The organism is Pseudarthrobacter sp. MDT1-40-2 (assembly GCF_059383595.1).
The window spans coordinates 67,387-85,745 of record NZ_JBWZCL010000007.1; the positions used below are offsets into that span (position 1 = coordinate 67,387).

The window sequence follows — 18,359 nt, forward strand, 5'->3', positions numbered from 1 at the left end:
CGGGATCATCCCTTCACCGCGCCAATCATGACTCCCTTGGTGAAGTGCTTCTGTACGAGCGGATAGACCAGCAGGATGGGCACGACAGCGACCACAAGGACTGCCATCTGCAGGGCCAACGATGGAGCGGCGCCCTGCCCCACGGCAACCTGTCCGGGAACCATGACACCCTGCAGGACGTAGGAGCGCAGCACTACCTGGAGCGGGTTCATCGCGCTGTCGTTGATGTAGAGGACCGCGTTGAAGAAGGCGTTCCAGTAACCCACTCCGTAAAAAAGCGCGATCACGGCGGTGACGGCCTTGGACATGGGCAGCACGATCTGGCCGAGGATCCGCCATTCGCTGGCACCGTCAATCCGTGCGCTGTCCAGGATGCCGCGGTCGATGCCCATAAAGAAGCCGCGCAAGATGATGATGTTGAACACCGAGACGGCGCCCGGCAGGATCAGTGCCCAATAGGTGTTAATCAGGCCCAGCCCGGATACCAGGAGGAAAGCCGGGATCATCCCGGCACTGAAAAACATGGTCAGCAGCAGAGTGAACAACAGCGGCGTATGGGCAAAAGAACCGGGCCGCGAGAGTCCGTAGGCACACAGGACGGACACCACCATGCTCAGCATGGTTCCAACGGCAGTCACCCCCACGCTCACCAGCACGGCGCGGGTAACAACACCCCCGCTGATGATCTGGCGGTACGCATCGATGGTCAGCTCGCCGGGGATGATGACCATTCCGCCTGCAGCTGTGATGGTTGCCTGCGAGGACAGGCTGGTCAGGACGATGGTGTAGAGCGGCCCCAGCACGGCCAGGACCACCAGTGTGAGGACAGCCGCCTTGCCGAGTTTGCCCACCGGGCCAAGCTCCTCCTCCCAAGCGGGCCGCGATGAATTCCTGCGCCGGTGGCCCGGAGGTTTCGGCAGCCGGACTCGAGTTGACGGTGTTGAAACTGCTTTTGCCTGTTTGCTGATGGTGCTCATGACTTCGAGTACACCCCGCTCTCTCCGAATAGATGGGCAAGTTTGTTGGCGCCAAGGATCAGGGCCAGGGACACCACGCCCTTGATAAGACCGGCCGCCGCGGCGTAGCTCCAGTCACCGTTTTGGATGCCCGTGTAATAGACAAAGGTGTCCAGGACCTCTGAGGCCTCCGCGCCTACTGCATCCCGCTGCAGGATGAGCTGTTCAAAGCCCACGGACAGGGCATCGCCCAACCGCAGGATCAACAGCAGGATGATCACGCCGCGCAGCCCCGGCAGTGTCACGTGCCAGGTCCTTCGCCAGCGGCTGGCTCCATCCACGGCTGCGGCCTCGTACTGTTCCTGGTCAATGGCCGCCAGCGCCGCGAGGAACACGATCATGCCCCAGCCGGCGTCCTTCCACACCGCCTGCGCAGTGATGAGGAACAGGAAGGCGTCCGGGTTGGTCATGAGGTCAACCGCCTGCCAGCCCTGCGCCCGCAGGCTCTGGCTCAGCAGGCCGGCGCCGCCGAATACCTGCTGGAACACGGAGACCACCAGCACCCAGGAGAAGAAGTGGGGCAGGTAGACGATCGCCTGGATGGTGGACCGCAGTGCCGGAGACAGCATGGAGTTCAGCAGCAGCGCCAGCACTATGGGGATGGGAAAGAAGAACACCAGCTGGAACGCGGTAATTACCAGGGTGTTCTTGACGGCCAGCCAGAAGCCCGGGTCCCCAAGGACCCTGGCGAAGTTGTCCAGGCCAACAAAGGGGCTGTCCGGGATCCCCACGAAGGGCGAGTAGTCCTGGAACGCCACAATGTTGCCCAGCAACGGGACGTAGGCAAAAACCAGGAGCAACCCAATGGCCGGCAGGGTCATCAGCACCAGGGACTTGTCCCGCATCAGCCGCGCTTTCAGGCCTGCCTTCTTGCGGGGTGCGGAAACGGGGCCGCCGGGGCCTGCCCCGGCAGCGTGACTGCGCCCGCCGTCCGTAACTGCCGTCGTAATCCGGCTCAATTCGGTAGTGGTCATGGCAGGTCCTAGGCGTTCAGGAAGCCTGCGTAGAACTCACGCAGTTCATCGCCGCCGTTGCGCTTCCAGGTATCAATCGCGCCATCGAGGTCTGAGAGGCTCTTCCGGCCTCGGAGGATGTCCTTGGAGAGGTCTTCAAACGGAGCTCCCAGCGAGCCGAACTTGTTCGGTTCCTGAATCTGCAGCCCGTAGAAGAGGTCCTCGACGACGTGGGGAGCCTGCCGGGCCTCCCACTCCGTCTTGGTCTGCACATAGCCGGGGTACTGCACCTGATTGTTCACTGCTGCCGAATTCACCAGGAAGGAGTAAGTGCTGGTGACTTCCTGCTTGCCCCTCTCCGTGGCCTGCGGGATGTTTTGGGCATCGAGCGTGTAGTGGATTCCTTCAACACCGTTGTTGATCAACATGTATTCCTCAGTGCCGAAGGGGGCCGCTGCGAAGTTGGCCACTGCCAGCAGTTCTTCAATCCTGGCCGGGTCCTCGGTCTTCTTGATGAAGCTGAAAATCTGGGCAGGTGAGCCACGGAACAGCGTGGGCTTTCCGCCGTCGGGAGCAAAAAAGTCCATAGGCTGCATTTGGAATTTGGGATTAGTGGGCAGTACCCGGGCCAGGGCCTCGTGCCAGCTGCCCAGTCCGTCATTGGTCATCAGCACGGCGCCGGACTCAAACCGTTGCTTGGCCTGCTGTGAGTTGCCGGCTACGGAGTCAGGGTGCACGGCCCCTGAAGCAAAGAGTTTCGCGCCCCATTCCAGGGCGGCCCGGTATTCGTCAGTCTCGAACTTGTTCTGGAGCTTCCCGTCCACCAGCTTCCATTTGGGCACTACGCCATGCATGAGCTGGGCGCCGTTCCACACATCATCGGAGCCCCACCGGTTCTTGGCAGGATCCGTCAGCTCCTTCGCCAAGGCAAGGTACTCGTCGGCACTCTTGGGCGGTTCAACGCCCAGTTCATCAAAAAGGTCCTTGCGGTAGAAGATGGCGTCCGTGATGAGCGCAGCGGGATAGGGCAGGCCGTACAGCCCGCCCTCGAAGCAGCTGTACTTCCAGGCTGCGGTCTCCAGGTTTGCGAGGTTGGGATACTTCTTGACCTTGTCCCCGGCCAGGTATTCAGAGAGATCAGTGAACAGGCTCTTGGCGGCCTGGCCAAACCGCGGTGGAAGGTTCCAGGAAGGAATAACAACCCAGTCCGGCACGTCCTTGGGGGAAGCCAGGACCGTCTGGATCTTGTCCGCGTAGGTATTGCCGTCGCTGACCTGGAAGTGCAGCTTGGTTCCCAGTTGTTCGTTGACGGCCTGGAAATAGCTGTTGTCAGCCTGGGGAACGGCCCACCAGGCAGGAGTCATTACCGTGTAGCTTCCACCCTTGCCCGGGACACCCTGCACGGATTTCACCAGCTTGGGGATGCTTGTGAAACCGGGGGCCGAGCCATTCACGCCCGGGATATCCGGCTTGACGATGCTCAACGGGATGTAATCCGGCACCAGCTTGGCTGCTGCCTCGGCGAGGCCAGCCGAACTGGTGGCCTGGGGCGCCGCGCCGCCGCTGCTGCACGCGCTGAGGGCCGCCATGGCGACGGCGCCGCCAATGATTCCCAGGAAGGAACGACGCCCGACGCTTCCACCTGCCAATCGCGTCAAAGGCGGCGTGGGTTCGGGGGAGGTGAAGTTTCCAAGCATGATCTGCACTCCTTTGTGTGGACTTTCATGGCACCCCTGGCACCGGCGCGCATGTGCCGGACGGACTGCTGGTCGTAGCAGGACCACAGGGGTGGTAAGGAAATGTCGAAACGATTCGATTGCGTTCAGCCTAGGGGAGGGCCGGTTGGAGCGCAAGCGTTTCATGTGTTGCAGCTCACATAACGAGATGCCACAATGTTTGAAATGTCCTCAGCGCGCAAGCGTTTAAACAACTTTGCCAACGAACGGATCAGCGTGCCTTCCACTTCCACCGCCCCAGCCGCCGACGCCACTGCCCAGGCCGGCACTTCCCCCACAACCGCTTCGACCCTGCTGGCCAGGCTGACACGCGACCAGAAAATCGCGATGCTGCACCAGCACGCGCCTGCCATGGAGTCAATGGGCCTGGCATCGTTCCACACAGGAGCGGAGGCCGCCCATGGCGTTGCGTGGCTGGGCCCGGCCACTGTTTTTCCGCAGCCAGTGGGCCTCGCCGCCAGCTGGGACGAAGACCTGATCCGCCGGGTGGGAACCGCTGTGGGCCTGGAACTCCGGGGAAAAAAGTCCCTGGATCCTGGAGTCAGCGCCAACGTGTGGGCGCCGGTGGTGAACCCGCTGCGCCACCCGCTTTGGGGGCGCAACGAGGAAGGATTTTCCGAGGACCCGCATCTCACGGCCAGCCTTGCCAGCGCATACTGCGCAGGCTTGAAGGGCACCCATGAACGCTTTTGGCTGACGGTACCCACCCTGAAGCACTTCCTGGCCTACAACAACGAGGCCGACCGCAACGTCACCAGCAGCCAACTCCGTGCACGCGTGCTGCACGAGTACGAGCTTCCTGCCTTCCGCGGCCCCATTGAGCACGGCGTGGCAGGAGCCGTGATGCTCTCCTACAACCTGGTCAACGGCAGGCCAGCCCACGTCTCGGACCTGGTGGCCGCCGAGCTTCGCACGTGGCGCGGAGGGGATGAACTGGCCATAGTTACTGACGCCGGAGCCCCGTCGTCGCTGTACACCGCGGAAAGGTATTTCGACGACGGCCCGTCAGCTTATGCCGCCGCCCTCCGTGCCGGGGTGGACAGTTTCACCGAAGACTCAGACAATCCCTTGCCGTCGTTGGAGCACCTCCATGCCGCCTTGGAACGCGGGCTGATCAGCGAGGAGGACATTGACCGGGCCGTCCTGCGGCTCCTGGTCCTGCGTGAGCGGACCGGTGAGTTCGAGCCGGACGGCGGCCCGTACGGATCGCTGCCCGCGGACCTTGTGGGCGACCCGGCCCATGTGGAGCTGGCGCGTGAAGCAGCCCGAAAATCGGTGGTGCTGCTGCGGAACGCTCCGTGCGGCGTCGAGCCCCTCCTTCCGCTCGGGGATCGGCCCGGAAGGATCGCGGTGATCGGCGCACTGGGATCAACAGTCCTTAGCGACTGGTACAGCGGAACCCTGCAGAACGAGGTCAGCCTCGCGGACGGCCTGACTGCCAGGTACGGGGATGTGGTGGCCGAGGCCGGCGTTGACCAGGTGACACTGCGCTGCGTGCGTACCAACACTTACTTGGGCGTTGACGCAGGGGCCTCCGGGCTCGCTGCGCAAGAAGCCTCCCCTGGTCAGGGCCATTCCTTCCTCCTCAAGGACTGGGGCGGCGAATGCACCCTGCAATCCACGTCCAGCGGGAAGTTTGTTGCCGCGGACGGTTACTACCTCTCCGCGTCCGCTGACCGGGTGGGCGGCTGGGTGGTCCAGGAGACCTTCCGGTTCCACACCGCCTCGGACGGAACCGTGGCCCTGCAGCACATCGGTTCCGGAAAGTGGCTCCGGATCGAGTCCCATACCGGAAGTGCCGCACTTTCGGCCAACACTGAGGAAACTGCCGACAGGTTCCTGCTGCGGACTGTGCGCTCCGGGCAGCAGGCCGCCCGTGAGGCAGCCGCCGCGGCTGATGTCGCCGTCGTGGTCGTGGGCAACGATCCCCATCTGGGCGGCCGGGAAACCATCGACCGCTCCACGCTCGCGCTGCCCCAGCAGGAACAGGAACTCATCCGGCTGGTCCGGGAAGCAAACCCGCGGACGGTCCTGTTGATTGTCTCCTCCTACCCGTACGCGTTGGGGCCGCTGGCTGACATTCCCGCGATTGTATGGACATCCCATGCGGGGCAGGAGTTGGGCAACGGGGTGACCGACGTGCTCAGCGGCGACGCCGAGCCCACCGGCCGCCTGGCCCAGACCTGGTGGGCAAGGGACGAAGACCTGCCGGACATCCTTGATTACGACCTGATCGCCTCCAGTGGCACTTACCTCTACAGCGACGCCGAGCCATTGTTCGCGCTGGGCCACGGTCTTGGCTACAGCACGGTGGCCTACGAGTCCTGTGGTTTGGTTTCGGCCGCTGAGGAAAACGGGGAGATCTCCCTGCAGGTTGTGGTCAGCAACACCGGTACCCGTCCTGTCAACGAACTGGTCCAGGTCTACGCCACCTGCGCCGGCCACCGCTTCGACTTTCCGCGGCGCCTGCTCGTGGCGCACGCCCGCGTAGACCTGGCCGCCGGTGAGCGCCGCACAGTCACCATTCCTGTTCCTGTGGACCGGCTTGCCACTTTCAGCGTGACGGAACGCCGGATGGTGGTTGAGCCCGGAAAGTATGAGTTGATGGCAGGCCCCTCTGCCGGCAACCTCCCCCTGGGCGTGGAGTTGGCTGTCGCGGGTGAAGGCAGCGGCCAACGCCAACGCGGTGAGTGGATCCGCGCCGAACATTTTGATCACCACAGCAAGCTCGCGCTGGTGCCGGAAACACCGCTGGCCGGGACCGCCGTCGCGCCTTCCTCCCCGCAGGAGAGGGCGACGGCGGTCTACCGGGGCTGGGAAGGTGGCGCACCGAAGCGCGCCACCTTCCGGCTTTCCGCGTCAGGTCCTGCCCGGGTGGCGCTCCAACTACCGGGCCACGGCGGTACCTGGGCAGATGCCGGTTCCGCCGCAGTGGATCCCGCCGTCAGCGGCGAGGTGACGTTGGCGCTTACTGCCACTGGTGCCCGGCTGGATGCGTTGCGGGTGGTCCTTGAGGGCCCGGTGACTGTGAGCGCGTTGAAGCTGGACTGACCGCGTACGCCCGGTCAGTGGCAGCCACTGCTCTCACTGCCCCAACGGGCGTTATCCTCGGCGCGGCCTGTGGCGCATCTTATGCTTGGCGGCCAACGTAGCCGCACCCACCACCATGAGGGACAGTGCGGTCCAGAGGAAAGCAGCAGTGCTGGATCCTGTGACGGCGAGCTTATCGGACCTTGTTGCTTCAGGATCGTTGTTCTGGACCGGGATGCTCGCTTCAGGCGAGGGACTCCAAGGGCCCGAGCCGGCATCCGGCGCTGGGCTTTGCACGGTCGAAGGGCCAGATGGTGTGGGCGAGGCGGTGGGGGCAGGTGTTGGTTCCGATGGCGTCGAGGGGCTTGGTGTTGGGGACGGCGACGGTTCCGCACCAGTCTTTCCGGCGCCGGTTCCAGACGCGAATGAACGTGATTCCTTATCGCCGACCGGGGTGCCGGTCCCATTTACGGTGACAACGCCACTGTTTGTGTAGGCGTCCAGCGTGGGGTCGCTCACTGCGGTATCAACGAACAGTTCAACGTGTTGACCTGCCGGGAGCCCTGCCCAGGAGACCGTCAGTTGCTCCGGGGTGCAGTCGATGGTTGCGGGATACGCAGCGTCGTCGAAAGGTTGAGCAATGTTGCCGTCCTGATCGAGGATCCTTCCCGTTCTGGGCGTGACCGCCTTGCAGTCGATCACCATTCCTGACGCGGGAGTGTCGGTGATCGTGACATTATTCGACGCTTCCTGCACTGCTGGAAGGTAGAAAACAGACTCAAGGCGTGTTTGCATCCCGTCTGCCCACCACATGGATTTCCCGGGCGAGACAGGCAGCACCGGTCCACAATTCGTCGAGCACGGAACAACCGGCACGGCAGCCCCCACAACGGAATTGCCGGAGGTGAAGGCAAGATCCCGGATCCCGGGTTGTCCTGGAGCGTCAACGAACTGGGTGGAAAAGCTGCAGGTGCCACTGACGTCGCGCGGGTGCGCCGTCACGTAATCACTCAACGTGAAGACAACCAGACCGGATGTTGAGGCCCGGCCCGTCGCTACGGTATCCCCCTCCGGCGATTTAAGGTCGAAATCAGGGCTGCCAAACCACCGCAGTTCCGGGGGCAGCTGAAGGCTGAAGGAGTCCCCGGGCCGGGAACCGTCCGGCACCTGCCAGGTGCAGTTGAATTGCACTTCGTCCCATCGGCTCTCCACCGAGGACGTAGCTGTGACGGAAGTGACGCCGCCATCGATGGTCGCGGCCGTTCCGCTGACGGGTTGGAATGAGAAGAGAGCTGCGGCAAGTACGCTCACGGCCGCGGCACGGCCGTAACTTCTCCGAGGTTTAAGGGTCATCATGTGCTTCCTGTCCTTAGGGTCTTGGTTTTTTGGTCACCGAGAAATGAGTGGGCCGTACCTCGTCTTCGTGACGGAAGGGGACCAAATGCGCGCGAAAATGTGGCGCAGGTCATGCCCCAACGGCGGACCGAGAAAATCCCAAAAAAGTTTTTCCGGAAATGCCGTCATGAAGCGCGGCAACCAACCACTTACCTTCTAAGGAAGAGTATTTTTTGGGGGAAATTTGTCATGGGGTCAACCAAATCGGGCACTTCGTCGCGGGCCAGTGACGGTGAGCTCGCTGAAAGCGTCCGGAAGGGCAACGCTGAGGCGTTTGAGGATCTGTACTCCCGGCACGTGGCCATGGCCACAATCGTCGCCCGCAAGAACGTGGACAACCCCAGCGATGTGGAAGACGTCGTCGCTGAGGCTTTTCAGTCCGTCCTTCAAAGCCTGAAGGCTGGGAAGGGCCCGGACACGTTCTTTCGCGCATACCTCCTCAGCACGGTGACAAGGGTGGCGCATCATTGGAACCGCAAGGCCGGGCGGACTGTACCAACGGGCGAGCAGTCCTTTTTGGACAGCGAAGTTCCGGGGGACGACGTCGTCATCAAAGCTTTCGAGTCCCAAACCGTAGCCCGGGCCTTCCGGGCCCTGCCCGAACGATGGCAGGCCGTGCTGTGGTACGTCGACGTAGAGCAAATGAAGCCCGCGGCCGCTGCCCCCGCTTTGGGGCTTTCCCCGAATGGGGTATCGGCCCTGGCTGTTCGCGCGCGGGAGGGTCTCCGCCGTGGGTACCTGCAACTGCACGTTGGAGAGGTTGCAGATGAAGGCTGCGTTGAGGTTTCCTCGCACTTGGGCGCCTACCTGCGCGGTGGGCTTCCACGCACCAAGCAGGACAAGGTCCACGCCCACCTGGAGGAGTGCCCTAAGTGCACAGCCGTAGTCCTGGACCTCAAGGACGTCCAGGGAACTATGCGGGCCACTTTACTTCCCCTCATCGTGGGGGTCTCCGCCGCATCATGGCCCGCCGGCGCTTCGGCGCTCCTTCCTGTTCCTGGCACCGGCGTGCGGCCCAGGGGGTTGCAGCATGTCCTGGCTGGCCAGCCGCTGGCACTGGCCGCCGCCGGAGTCCTGAGTCTGGGGCTTGCAGTCGCAGCCGTCGCCGGCGTCAACGCCCTCACGTCAGGAGGGCATTCTGCTCCCGCCGCCGCGGCAGGGACAACAGATCCAGGAACAGGGACCGCTCAACCACCGGGGCCAGCAGGAATATCTCCCACCGTCGGCCCGGAGGACTCCCCCAGCCCCACCCCCCTCGGCCAGCCCGATGGAGTGCTTCCACCGCCCGGCCCAGACCCGAACGCTGTCCCGCGCGGGACCTTGCCACTAACCATTTCGCCCCTTCGTGATGTGGCCGGCCCCTGGGCCGCCTCCCCGGCCACGCCACCGGCGGCGCCAACAACAGCCAGTCCGGGCGCGGAGCCCACGCCCCCGATCGCCCCGACGCCGACACCCACCACCGACCCGACGCCTTCGCCCACGCCGGCGCCTGACCCGACCCCGACACCCACGCCGGCGCCTGACCCAACGCCCACCCCTCCGCCAACCACCGACCCGGAACCCACGCCGCTGCCTTCTGCCTCGGCTGGCGTAACGGTCTCCACCGTCGATGGTTGGACAGAAGCTGATGTCCTGGTCACCGTCCCGTCGGGGGCTGTTGTTAGCGACGTCCGGGTTGTGTTTTCCATCACTCCAGGCCCTGTCCTGGCCTTCCGGTCGGTGACGTCACCACCGGGCTGGACGTGCAGGAGCGGGCTGTTCACGGTCTTGACCTGCACCTCAGGCAGCCTGCAGGAAGGCACATATCCCTTCAGCTTCCGCGCCTATCCTCCGGCCACGTGGACAGACAGGACCCTGCACGTCAGCATCTCCGGTACTGGCCTGGCCCCAACGTCGGTCAGCCAACGGTACTGATTCCGTCGCCAAACTGGCCTGTTCTTCTTTGCGTCATGAATTCGTGTGTTCTCCCACTAACTCTTCGGCAGATGCCCGGGAGGCGGGCACGGATCATCCACGTTTGAGGAGAATTACATGAAGTCAGCTCTGTTCGCCATGATAGGAAGCATGGGGGTTTTGGCGGTCCTTACCGCCGTTGCTCCTATGGGTCAAAAGATTCTTAGCCGCAGGTTCCGGGAGCCGCGCAGGCTGAGGTTCCTTGTCGCCGCCGTCGGTATCTGGCTCCTGGTTTCCTCTCTGGCTTGGTACTTTCTGCCGACTGTCCACCCCTGGGTGGAGGGCGCCACAATGGTTTTGGCTGGGCTCTGCGTTGTTGCGGCCCTCGCTTTTCCGACTTACCGGATTAGGCCCGAGGCACTGGCCCGGACCCGCAAAATTCTCGCTATCGGGGCCCACCCGGATGATCTGGAACTGGCATGCGGTGCCACTTTGGCGAAGATGGTTGATTCCGGGCACGAGGTACGCACCATGGTCATGAGTGGTGGCAGCAGAGGCGGCGACAGCTCCGTACGGATCATGGAAGCCGCCCGTGGCTCCGAATACATGGGCGCCGCCGAGGTATGCATCCACGATTTCACGGACACGTCCCTGGCGGACCACAACCAGGAGATGGTCGATGCAATAGAGCAGGCTATCCGGACATTCAACCCCGACGTCGTCATTACCCACTCGGGCAATGACTACCACCAGGACCATAAAGCAGTCCACGACGCCACCATGCGCGCAGCCCGGCAACACTCGTCAATTCTTTGCTTTGAGAGCCCCTCAGCCAGCCATCAATTCAATCCCAGCGTCTTCGTGGACATTGACGGTTACGTGGATGTCAAAGTCCACGCGGTGTCCATGCACCGCAACCAAAAGGGCAAGCCATACATGACAGCGGACCGCGTCCGCAGCCTGGCTGCCTTCCGGGGCGCGCAGGTGCGCACAGCTTTCGCAGAGGGATTTGAACCAGTCCGTCTTCTCAGTTCTGCAGCAGGGGTGTTCTGATGTCGCGGGTTCTGATAACAGGCATCGGCGGTCCGGCCGGGTCGTCGCTGGCGAGCCAGTTCAAAAAACGTGGCCACCACGTGCTGGGAGTGGACATGCTGGTAACCCACCACCGGGACGCCGACGACGTCGTGCAAGTTCCAGCGGCAGCCGCTGAAGGGTACCTGCAAAGCCTCAGTAATCTGGTGTCTGTGCACGGGATCGACCTCGTCATCCCCACCGTCAGTGATGAATTGCCACTTGTCGCAAGGAACAAGTCGGTGTTTGGTCCTGGCGTGCGGGTACTCATTGGCGAGGCGGCCGCTGTGGCAGCAGCGGATGACAAGTACGCAACCATGCAGCGCCTGCAGGCCGCCGGAGTGAGTATTCCGCTCTATGGCTTGCCTTCCGATTTTGCGTCCACACGGGATGCGCGGGAGTGCATGGGCGGTCCCATCATCATCAAACCCCGGGTCTCACGCGGAGGACGGGGAGTCGTGGTGATTGATAGCGCGGAAGGTCAGGACTGGGGCCGTTTCACGGACTCCCAGGTAGTCCAGGCTTTCGCGCCCGGGGTTGAATACGCGCCCGTTGTCTTTGCGTCATCTTCTCCGACCGAAGATGTGGTTGTTGTGCTGGAAAAGACCGGGCTCAAAGAAGGCCGCGTGGGAAATGCCCTTGGCGTCATCCGGCCGGGGACCGAGGCAGTTGGCGACGTTGCCATCCTGGCGCTGGCAACGGCCCGTGCCATGAGACTGACGGGGCCGCTGGACATCGACATTCGGCGGCTGGCTAACGGGACTCCCGTGGTGCTGGAAGTGAACGCCCGCTTTGGCGCCAACAGTGCCCACGCTCCTGAATTACTGGATGCCGTTCTCACTCCTGAGACAGCCGAGGCCCTGTGACTCTGCTCGATTTCCTCCTTGCCTTTGTCACCATCGGCGGACTGATCATTCTTTCCTTCGGAGCAGTAAAACTGGTGTACGTCCCGTTGGGTTTCTATTTCAATTGGCACTACCGCGGGCGGCTCCCGAAACACAAGTCGACCATGCTGGACCAGCATCCTCTGGTCTCGGTGGTGGTACCCAGCTACAACGAAGCAGTGGTACTGGGCAGTTGCGTTGAATCCATTCTTGCCAGCGACTATCAAAATTTCGAGATTATTCTTGTTGACGACGGGTCCGATGACGACACGGCAGCCATCATGGAACAGCTCGCCGCGAGCAATGGGCAGGTCCGCTTCCTCAGTCAAGCGAACGCGGGGAAAGGAGCCGCCCTCAATCTGGGCATCAGCCATGCGGCCGGGGAGGTCCTGGTGTTCGTGGACGCCGACGGGCTCTTCGCTACGGATACGCTCACCCAGATGCTCGTGGCCTTCGATCACCCCCGAATCGGGGCGGTCTGCGGTGACGACCGTCCAGTGAACCTCAACCGGGTCCAGACCCAAATGCTTTCCATCCTCAGCCATGTTGGTACAGGCCTGGTACGCCGGGCCCTTTCCCTGGCGCATTGCCTTCCCATCGTTTCCGGCAACGTGGGCGCCTTCCGGCGGGAAGCCGTAGAACAGGCCGGCGGATTCCACGAGAGTTCACTGGGCGAAGATCTTGAACTAACCTGGCGACTCTACCGGGAGGGCTTCCGGGTTAAGTTCCAACCTCGGGCCCTGGTCTATGCCGAGTCACCGTCGACCATCAGGGGCTTGTGGCGTCAACGCGTCCGGTGGTCCCGCGGTTTGCTTCAAACGCTGAAACTACATCACAGGATGGTTGGCAACCTTAGATACGGAGTGTTCGGAGCGTTCCTGGTCTTCAACACCATCACCATGGTTCTCATCCCCCTGCTGCAGCTATTGGTACTCGCCGCCCTGCCATATCTTTACGCGGCTGGTTACGGACCCGTAAACGGTGGAACACTCGCCGTCCTGGGCTGGCTCGGCTTGTTCGTCTCGATCGGCCTGACAGTTATTTCCGTCGGCCTGAACCGCTCCTGGAAAGACCTGCGCTTCCTGTGGACGGTGCCGTTGTGGCCCTTCTACTCGGTCTTTGTTGGTTTGGCCTTGGCAAGTGCTGTGGGGAAGGAAGTCAGAGGCCGTCCCGCACGCTGGAACAAGCTCACGCGGACGGGCGTTGTCTCCGTCCAAGCAATAGCCGGCCCGAGCATCCAGAGGGCAGGGGTGTCCCGCGCATGAAAGCCACAAGAACGACCCGGAAGGTAGGTGCAATGATCGCCGGAATGCTGGTCTTTGCCCTCGGCGGGACATCCTGTTCATTCGAACCAGGAGAGAAACCCGGGGATCGAATGATTAACCTCGGCTTCGAAGACGTCGTGGTTAACGATCCAAACCATGTTCCCGATCTGGCCAGGAAGATTAACCGCGTGGATCCCACGGCGGTCTCGATCAGCGTCGGCCGTACGGACTGGGCAGCCTTCCCGTGGGCCGCGCACGACGATTCGGTATCTGACCAAGTCCAGGCCACCGGCAGGGACTACGTGAAGGAGGCCATTACAGCTCTTCGCCCATCTCCCTCCGGGAAGGACAGGGATATTGTCCTGACCATCGACGTTCTTCTCGGGCGGGCACTTGATCGCGAGCCGGTCTTGGCTGGGATCAGTCCGGAGGGGGAAGCCTCTGAGTCTTTCCCGGGCATTGCTGCGCTCCGCAGCGGCAACGCCGGCCGGAAACTCGTTGAAATGACCACCGAAGTCGCCTCGAGGTATCGACCGAAGGCCATCAATCTTACCGAGCTCATGTTTGACGAGTTCACTTACGGCCCCGGCGACCTAACGGACTTCAAATCAACAACGGGAGCGGAGGATTGGCCTCGTACGGCAGAAAACGGGATCGACACCGGTCATGAGACCATCACCCGTTGGCGCACCGAAGCTATGAGCGATCTCGTGAAACGGCTGTCCGCAGCCGTTGAGCCGTTCGGCGTCGAACTGGAAATGGACGTACGGGCGCCGGTGGTAGACGCCACAAAGGATCGCGCAGACAGTGGGCAGGACTACGACAAGCTCTTACAGTCCGTGGCCCGTCTCCACCTGTGGGACTACATGGGATTACGTCGCGACGGCGCGCCTGGCACCAAGGAACTGGCACAAGCGGCCGAAAACAGAGCACCGGGCCGGATCTCCATCTCCATCGGACTGTGGTCGGACGACGGAGTCATCTCCCCGGAACAACTTGGACAGGCGCTGCGGGAAGCAGCAGCCGGTGGTTCAGGTTCGGTGTCCGTAACACCCGCGAGCCTCATGACGGAAGAGCATTGGAAAAAACTGCACAAGGCGTGGGGCGTATGACACGTGCATGCGGCACCTGCGCGTACAGGACAGTCGACGCGTTCCGCATAGAGGCAGGGCGAGGGTGACCTCGATTAGCGCAGTCAAGGTACCCGTGGAGGAGGGGCTGCTGCATGAACTGGGCAGCTTGTACAGCGACTACCTGCAGGCCGTTTCCCATCCCTTTGATCCCGTGGCCGTCCTGAAGCTGAACGGGCAGGTTCTGGCAACCGTCCAGCGCATTCTGGCCTCCCTTGACACTCCCTGCCCTACGCCACGTCGATGAACACCGGGTTGGCGTAGAACCAGGTGTCCGCCCAGGGATCGGCGTCGCCCGGGTTATTGCCGTGCCGGACAGGGCCGGCGGGGTCAACGGAAGCACCGTGGTAGCCGGTCCCGTTGCCGTTTTTGTCACTGCCGCGGAGCCTGAAGTAACAGGACAGGCAGATACAGGAAGGGTGCGGCTCCCATGGGAACCGCACCCTTCCTCAGGCAGCAGGAATCAATCCTTCTTGAAGGCGTCCTTGACTTTCTCGCCGGCCTGCTTCAGATCCGCCTTTGTCTGATCGCCTTTGCCCTCGGCTTCCAGGCTTTTATCGCCGGTTGCTTGACCGGTGGTTTCTTTGCCCTTGCCGCCAAGCTTCTCGGCAGCGTTACCGATCTTGTCATCCAAACCCATGGTGTTTCTCCCTACGGTTGGTTCCCGCCGGCGCCGCCAGCGGCTAACACTTCCATCCTAATCACCCTTCCGCCGGGCAGAAACCCAATCGGGTGGCTCGCTATCCGCAGGTTCAAGCATAAAATCAGATCATGCCGGAGCCTGTAGATCACATTGGCGCCATCCTGGAGCTGATGAGCTGGGTGGGCCTCGTCCCTGGCATACCGCTGGTCATCGCCGGCTGGATCATTGCCAGGTACCGCTGTCCGTGGACCAGCACCACAGCGGAGGTTTTCGAAGCCGGCGGGTTCAAGGGTTTCAGGTGGTCCGACGACGGGAACACGCCTCACGTTTCCCTGCACACCGCCGAGCAAACCATCGGGTTGGAGCCAGGCGCTGAAGTCCAGCTCCACTACGACGCCTGCCATCCTGCCCGCTGGAGCCTGGCCGAACCGCGGAACGACAACCCCGTCATGATCGTCGGGTGGATCCTGACCGCCGTCGGCATTGTGTGCACCCTGGCGGGGTTCATTTTGATGATGTTCTGACGCCAGGCCGGTGGCTGAAACCAAGGGATCACCAGTGGAGCTACCGTTGGCCCAACTACCCAGGCTTCAGTCCTGCCCGTCCGTGACAAATCCGGCCAGGTCCAGCGCAACGGTTTTCCGTTTCTGCAGGTCAAGCCCCTGAGTTCTGCGGCCATACCTGACCAGAACGCGGCGGTCGACGGCTGATCTGAAGCTGGCCGCCGTGAGGACGCCGGTTTTCCATTCCAGGTCCACCTCCACTCCTGGCCGCGCCCGCAGTCCGGCCGCGGCGCCGTCGGGAAGTTCCTCCGGCAACGCCGGCAGCAGCTCGATTTCCTGTATCCCTTCAGAGGTGCGGTGGCTCTGCAGGAGGCATTCGGCCAGGCCGGCCACAAAGCCGAGGTTGCCGTCGATCTGGAAGGGCGGGTGGGCGCTGAAAAGGTTTGGGTACAGACCTCCGCTGTGACCGCCCCGCGGCGTGGCCATGTCCCGGAAAAACAATCTGAGGAGGTCCCCAACCCTGTGCGGCTGGCGGAGCCTGGCCCGGAGCAGGATCTTCCAGGCCAATGACCAGCCGGTGGACTCGTCGCCGCGTCCGTCGAGGCTGCGGCTCACAGCAGCTTCGAGGACAGGATCGAGCAACGTATCTCCGGGGTAGGCGAGGTAGAGGTGACTCAGGTGCCGGTGGGTCGGTTCCCACTCAGGCGGGTCCGCGAGCCATTCCCTCAGCTTCCCGTCCCGTCCTGCGGCGGGCGCAGGAATCAGCGGCCGGGCGGCGCGGGCCCTGGCCACTACAGGGTCATCTTCTTTTCCCAACTCCGATGCCAGGGAAGAGAGCATGTGCAGCGCGTCCCGGATCAGTGTCAGGTCAAGGGTGGACGATTCCCCGGCGGCCGCTGCCTGCTCCCCGGCCAGGAAGTTGTTTTCCGGAGAGGTGGAGGGGCTGGTACCCAGGGAGCCATCGGGAAATTCGCTTAGCAGGTCCAGGGCGAACTCAGAGGCACCCCTAATGGCCGGCCAGGCGGTGTCCCGTGCGAAGGCGTGACGGTTTACCGGATCGGCAGCAAACTGCAGGTGTTCCCAAAGGTGGCGGACCAGCCAGAGTCCGGCCATGGGCCAGAAGGACCATTCGGGTGAATGCCCGCCGTAACCTGTCGGTTTGCTGTACGCCCAAATGTCCGAATTGTGGTGGGCGGTCCAGCCACGGGCACCGTAGTACTCCCGGGCAGTGGCGGCCCCTGTTTCCTGCAAAGCCTCGATCAGGGCAAACAGCGGCCCGGTGCATTCCGCCAGGCCGGTGGGCTCGGCGCCCCAGTAGTTCATCTCCAGGTTGATGTTGGTGGTGAAGTTCGAACTCCAGGGCGCAGGAAGCTCATCGTTCCACATGCCCTGCAGGTTGGCGGGGGTTCCGCGCCAGCCATTGCCTTTCCCCGCGTCCGGAGCAGGCGTCCGGGAGCTGGAAATGAGGAGGTACCGCCCGTAATTGAACAGCAACGCCGCCAGTCCGGGGTCGGCGGCCAGCGGCCCGTCCGGGTGGGCGTTGGCGGACAGCAGCCGCTCGGCTGTGCTGGTGCCGGTCCAGGTGGGGACATCCAGGCTGATACCGGAGCTGGTGTAGAGCCGCGCATGGCTTTCCTTGTGGCGGGCCAGCAGGGCGGTCGCACCGATTCTCACGGCCGCCCCCAAGCGCGCGCCGGCAAAGGCAGCAGCGGACCGGGAAGTTCCCTCAGGGGTAAGGCCAATTCCACGGAACGTTGTTTCGGTGCTGACGTAGATCGTGGCGTGGCGCACGCCCGCGGCGGCCAGGCCGCCGTCGTTCGTTCCCCCACCGGCGTCAGCGGCGGGCATCCCGTTATGTTCCCAGGCGACGGCGACGGCGCCCTGGAGACTTTGGGAATCGTCGTCGGAATACTGCACGCCGCCGCCGTCATGGGACGGTACGACGTCGGCCGGCATCTTCAGTTCCAGGGCCGCCAGGGTGGAGGTGCTGGTGCGGTTGAGGATCCGCAGTTGGGAATCCAGCCGGATATTGAGATCCAGGCCTTCCGGCGCATCGGCATCCACTGTAATGACCAGCACGGAGGGATCATGGCTGGCAAAAGCTTCAATCAGGACTTCATGCCCATCCACCCGATAGGCCGTGGTGTGGACGGCCGTGGACAGGTCAAGGGAGCGACGATATCGCCGGGCCTTAACATCAGATGTTACCTTGCCCGCCGAGGTTTTCCCCAGGCTCTGCGCTGGAGACGCCGCCAGGAAGAGGTCAGCAAACGGCAGGTACGACTGCGAGTGCCGGTGCTGGAGCTTTTTGAGCACTTGGTGGGCCGCCGCGTGGCGTCCCTCGCTGATCAGGCGGCGGCTGGTCCCCAGGATCGCATCTGCCTGTTCCCGCGTGAAATGAGGCGCCAAAGCTTGGCTGTGCGGCGATCCTGACCAGGCTGAACTGTCGTTGAGCTGAAACTTGTGCTCCAGTGCCCCCGAGTGATTGCGGGCCGGTGCCGACGGAAACTCCCGTCCGCCGAAGACCATGGCGCCCAGTCTGCCATTCCCCAAAGGCAGGGCTTCGAGCCAGCTCTCAGCAGGGGCCTGGTAGAGGAGAGTATGTTCATGTTGCACCCCTATATCCTAGTCAGACATCTGATGATTTGTCTGGGTGCGGCAGCGTGCCCGTAGAGGACCAGTGGAACTGCACCGGTCCAGAGCCCAAGGGCATTTGGTGGAACCTGACGCCGCCGTTCTTCGCCACTTGTAACTCCGGCCAGACGGGAAAGCGGGGGGGGGGGGGTTGCAACACCACGGTTCTTTTTTTGTGAGCGGGGAGGAGGGGCCCCCTCCCTCAC

General features: G+C 63.0%; 15 protein-coding genes. 8 read left to right on the plus strand and 7 right to left on the minus strand.

The features are described from left to right. Positions 1–5: 5 nt before the first annotated feature. The 3 genes from AC50X5_RS15835 to AC50X5_RS15845 are packed head-to-tail and all read right to left on the minus strand — an operon-like array spanning position 6 to position 3,666. Positions 6–977: a carbohydrate ABC transporter permease gene (locus tag AC50X5_RS15835; protein WP_494977034.1), complete on the minus strand. Its 972-nt coding sequence runs from the start codon at positions 975–977 to the stop codon at positions 6–8. Then, positions 974–1,990, minus strand: a complete 1,017-nt coding sequence (locus AC50X5_RS15840) for an ABC transporter permease (protein WP_494977035.1) — start codon at positions 1,988–1,990, stop codon at positions 974–976. Before AC50X5_RS15840 ends, AC50X5_RS15835 begins: the two co-directional genes overlap by 4 nt. A gap of 8 nt (positions 1,991–1,998) precedes the next feature. Continuing rightward, positions 1,999–3,666, minus strand: a complete 1,668-nt coding sequence (locus AC50X5_RS15845) for an extracellular solute-binding protein (RefSeq protein ID WP_494977051.1) — start codon at positions 3,664–3,666, stop codon at positions 1,999–2,001. Positions 3,667–3,921: 255 nt separating this feature from the next. Between AC50X5_RS15845 and AC50X5_RS15850 the strand changes: the two genes are divergently transcribed. Next, a complete protein-coding gene (locus AC50X5_RS15850) occupies positions 3,922–6,756 on the plus strand; it encodes a glycoside hydrolase family 3 C-terminal domain-containing protein (protein ID WP_494977036.1) in 2,835 nt (944 codons plus the stop codon). A 51-nt stretch (positions 6,757–6,807) separates the two neighbouring features. Here the strand turns inward: AC50X5_RS15850 and AC50X5_RS15855 are convergent, their stop codons facing one another. After that, the gene (locus tag AC50X5_RS15855; protein ID WP_494977037.1) at positions 6,808–8,091 is read right to left on the minus strand and encodes an Ig-like domain-containing protein; all 1,284 of its coding nucleotides are present in this window, start codon (positions 8,089–8,091) and stop codon (positions 6,808–6,810) included. Positions 8,092–8,319: 228 nt separating this feature from the next. On the opposite strand from AC50X5_RS15855, the gene AC50X5_RS15860 reads away from it, so the two are divergent. The 6 genes from AC50X5_RS15860 (at position 8,320) to AC50X5_RS15885 (ending at position 14,620) form a co-directional block, all read left to right on the plus strand. Continuing rightward, entirely contained in the window at positions 8,320–10,044 is a 1,725-nt protein-coding gene (locus tag AC50X5_RS15860) for a sigma-70 family RNA polymerase sigma factor (RefSeq protein ID WP_494977038.1), read from the plus strand. A gap of 117 nt (positions 10,045–10,161) precedes the next feature. Further along, positions 10,162–11,076 carry a PIG-L deacetylase family protein gene (locus AC50X5_RS15865; RefSeq protein WP_494977039.1) on the plus strand — a complete coding sequence of 305 codons (915 nt, stop codon included), beginning with the start codon at positions 10,162–10,164 and terminating at the stop codon, positions 11,074–11,076. Then, positions 11,076–11,960, plus strand: a complete 885-nt coding sequence (locus tag AC50X5_RS15870) for an ATP-grasp domain-containing protein (RefSeq protein WP_494977040.1) — start codon at positions 11,076–11,078, stop codon at positions 11,958–11,960. The genes AC50X5_RS15865 and AC50X5_RS15870 overlap by 1 nt, the downstream gene beginning before the upstream one ends. Further along, on the plus strand, positions 11,957–13,243 hold the full coding sequence (locus tag AC50X5_RS15875; RefSeq protein ID WP_494977041.1) for a glycosyltransferase family 2 protein: 1,287 nt from the start codon (positions 11,957–11,959) through the stop codon (positions 13,241–13,243). The genes AC50X5_RS15870 and AC50X5_RS15875 overlap by 4 nt, the downstream gene beginning before the upstream one ends. 32 nt (positions 13,244–13,275) lie before the next feature. Continuing rightward, entirely contained in the window at positions 13,276–14,355 is a 1,080-nt protein-coding gene (locus AC50X5_RS15880) for a hypothetical protein (protein WP_494977042.1), read from the plus strand. Between the two features lie 64 nt (positions 14,356–14,419). Continuing rightward, complete coding sequence (locus tag AC50X5_RS15885; protein ID WP_494977043.1) at positions 14,420–14,620, plus strand: hypothetical protein; 201 nt, start codon at positions 14,420–14,422, stop codon at positions 14,618–14,620. On the opposite strand, the gene AC50X5_RS15890 is transcribed toward AC50X5_RS15885, so the two are convergent. Both AC50X5_RS15890 and AC50X5_RS15895 read right to left on the minus strand, forming a co-directional pair. Further along, positions 14,604–14,816 (minus strand): hypothetical protein, encoded by a 213-nt coding sequence (locus tag AC50X5_RS15890; RefSeq protein WP_494977044.1) that lies wholly within the window; start codon positions 14,814–14,816, stop codon positions 14,604–14,606. The two genes, AC50X5_RS15885 and AC50X5_RS15890, sit on opposite strands and share 17 nt — an antisense overlap. Positions 14,817–14,836: 20 nt before the next feature. Then, positions 14,837–15,013, minus strand: a complete 177-nt coding sequence (locus AC50X5_RS15895) for a CsbD family protein (RefSeq protein WP_494977045.1) — start codon at positions 15,011–15,013, stop codon at positions 14,837–14,839. 131 nt (positions 15,014–15,144) lie between these two features. On the opposite strand from AC50X5_RS15895, the gene AC50X5_RS15900 reads away from it, so the two are divergent. Further along, positions 15,145–15,540 carry a hypothetical protein gene (locus AC50X5_RS15900; RefSeq protein WP_494977046.1) on the plus strand — a complete coding sequence of 132 codons (396 nt, stop codon included), beginning with the start codon at positions 15,145–15,147 and terminating at the stop codon, positions 15,538–15,540. A 66-nt stretch (positions 15,541–15,606) separates the two neighbouring features. On the opposite strand, the gene AC50X5_RS15905 is transcribed toward AC50X5_RS15900, so the two are convergent. Beyond that, positions 15,607–18,135 carry a glycoside hydrolase family 95 protein gene (locus AC50X5_RS15905; protein WP_494977047.1) on the minus strand — a complete coding sequence of 843 codons (2,529 nt, stop codon included), beginning with the start codon at positions 18,133–18,135 and terminating at the stop codon, positions 15,607–15,609. Between the last annotated feature and the right edge of the window lie 224 nt (positions 18,136–18,359).

What these genes read in the sequence shown, in the direction of transcription:
- AC50X5_RS15835 (WP_494977034.1), bottom strand. Translation starts at nt 977, where the DNA reads ATGAGCACCATCAGCAAACAGGCAAAAGCAGTTTCAACACCGTCAACT.
- AC50X5_RS15840 (WP_494977035.1), bottom strand. Translation starts at nt 1,990, where the DNA reads ATGACCACTACCGAATTGAGCCGGATTACGACGGCAGTTACGGACGGC.
- AC50X5_RS15845 (WP_494977051.1), bottom strand. Translation starts at nt 3,666, where the DNA reads ATGCTTGGAAACTTCACCTCCCCCGAACCCACGCCGCCTTTGACGCGA.
- AC50X5_RS15855 (WP_494977037.1), bottom strand. Translation starts at nt 8,091, where the DNA reads ATGATGACCCTTAAACCTCGGAGAAGTTACGGCCGTGCCGCGGCCGTG.
- AC50X5_RS15860 (WP_494977038.1), top strand. Translation starts at nt 8,320, where the DNA reads ATGGGGTCAACCAAATCGGGCACTTCGTCGCGGGCCAGTGACGGTGAG.
- AC50X5_RS15865 (WP_494977039.1), top strand. Translation starts at nt 10,162, where the DNA reads ATGAAGTCAGCTCTGTTCGCCATGATAGGAAGCATGGGGGTTTTGGCG.
- AC50X5_RS15870 (WP_494977040.1), top strand. Translation starts at nt 11,076, where the DNA reads ATGTCGCGGGTTCTGATAACAGGCATCGGCGGTCCGGCCGGGTCGTCG.
- AC50X5_RS15880 (WP_494977042.1), top strand. Translation starts at nt 13,276, where the DNA reads ATGATCGCCGGAATGCTGGTCTTTGCCCTCGGCGGGACATCCTGTTCA.
- AC50X5_RS15895 (WP_494977045.1), bottom strand. Translation starts at nt 15,013, where the DNA reads ATGGGTTTGGATGACAAGATCGGTAACGCTGCCGAGAAGCTTGGCGGC.
- AC50X5_RS15900 (WP_494977046.1), top strand. Translation starts at nt 15,145, where the DNA reads ATGCCGGAGCCTGTAGATCACATTGGCGCCATCCTGGAGCTGATGAGC.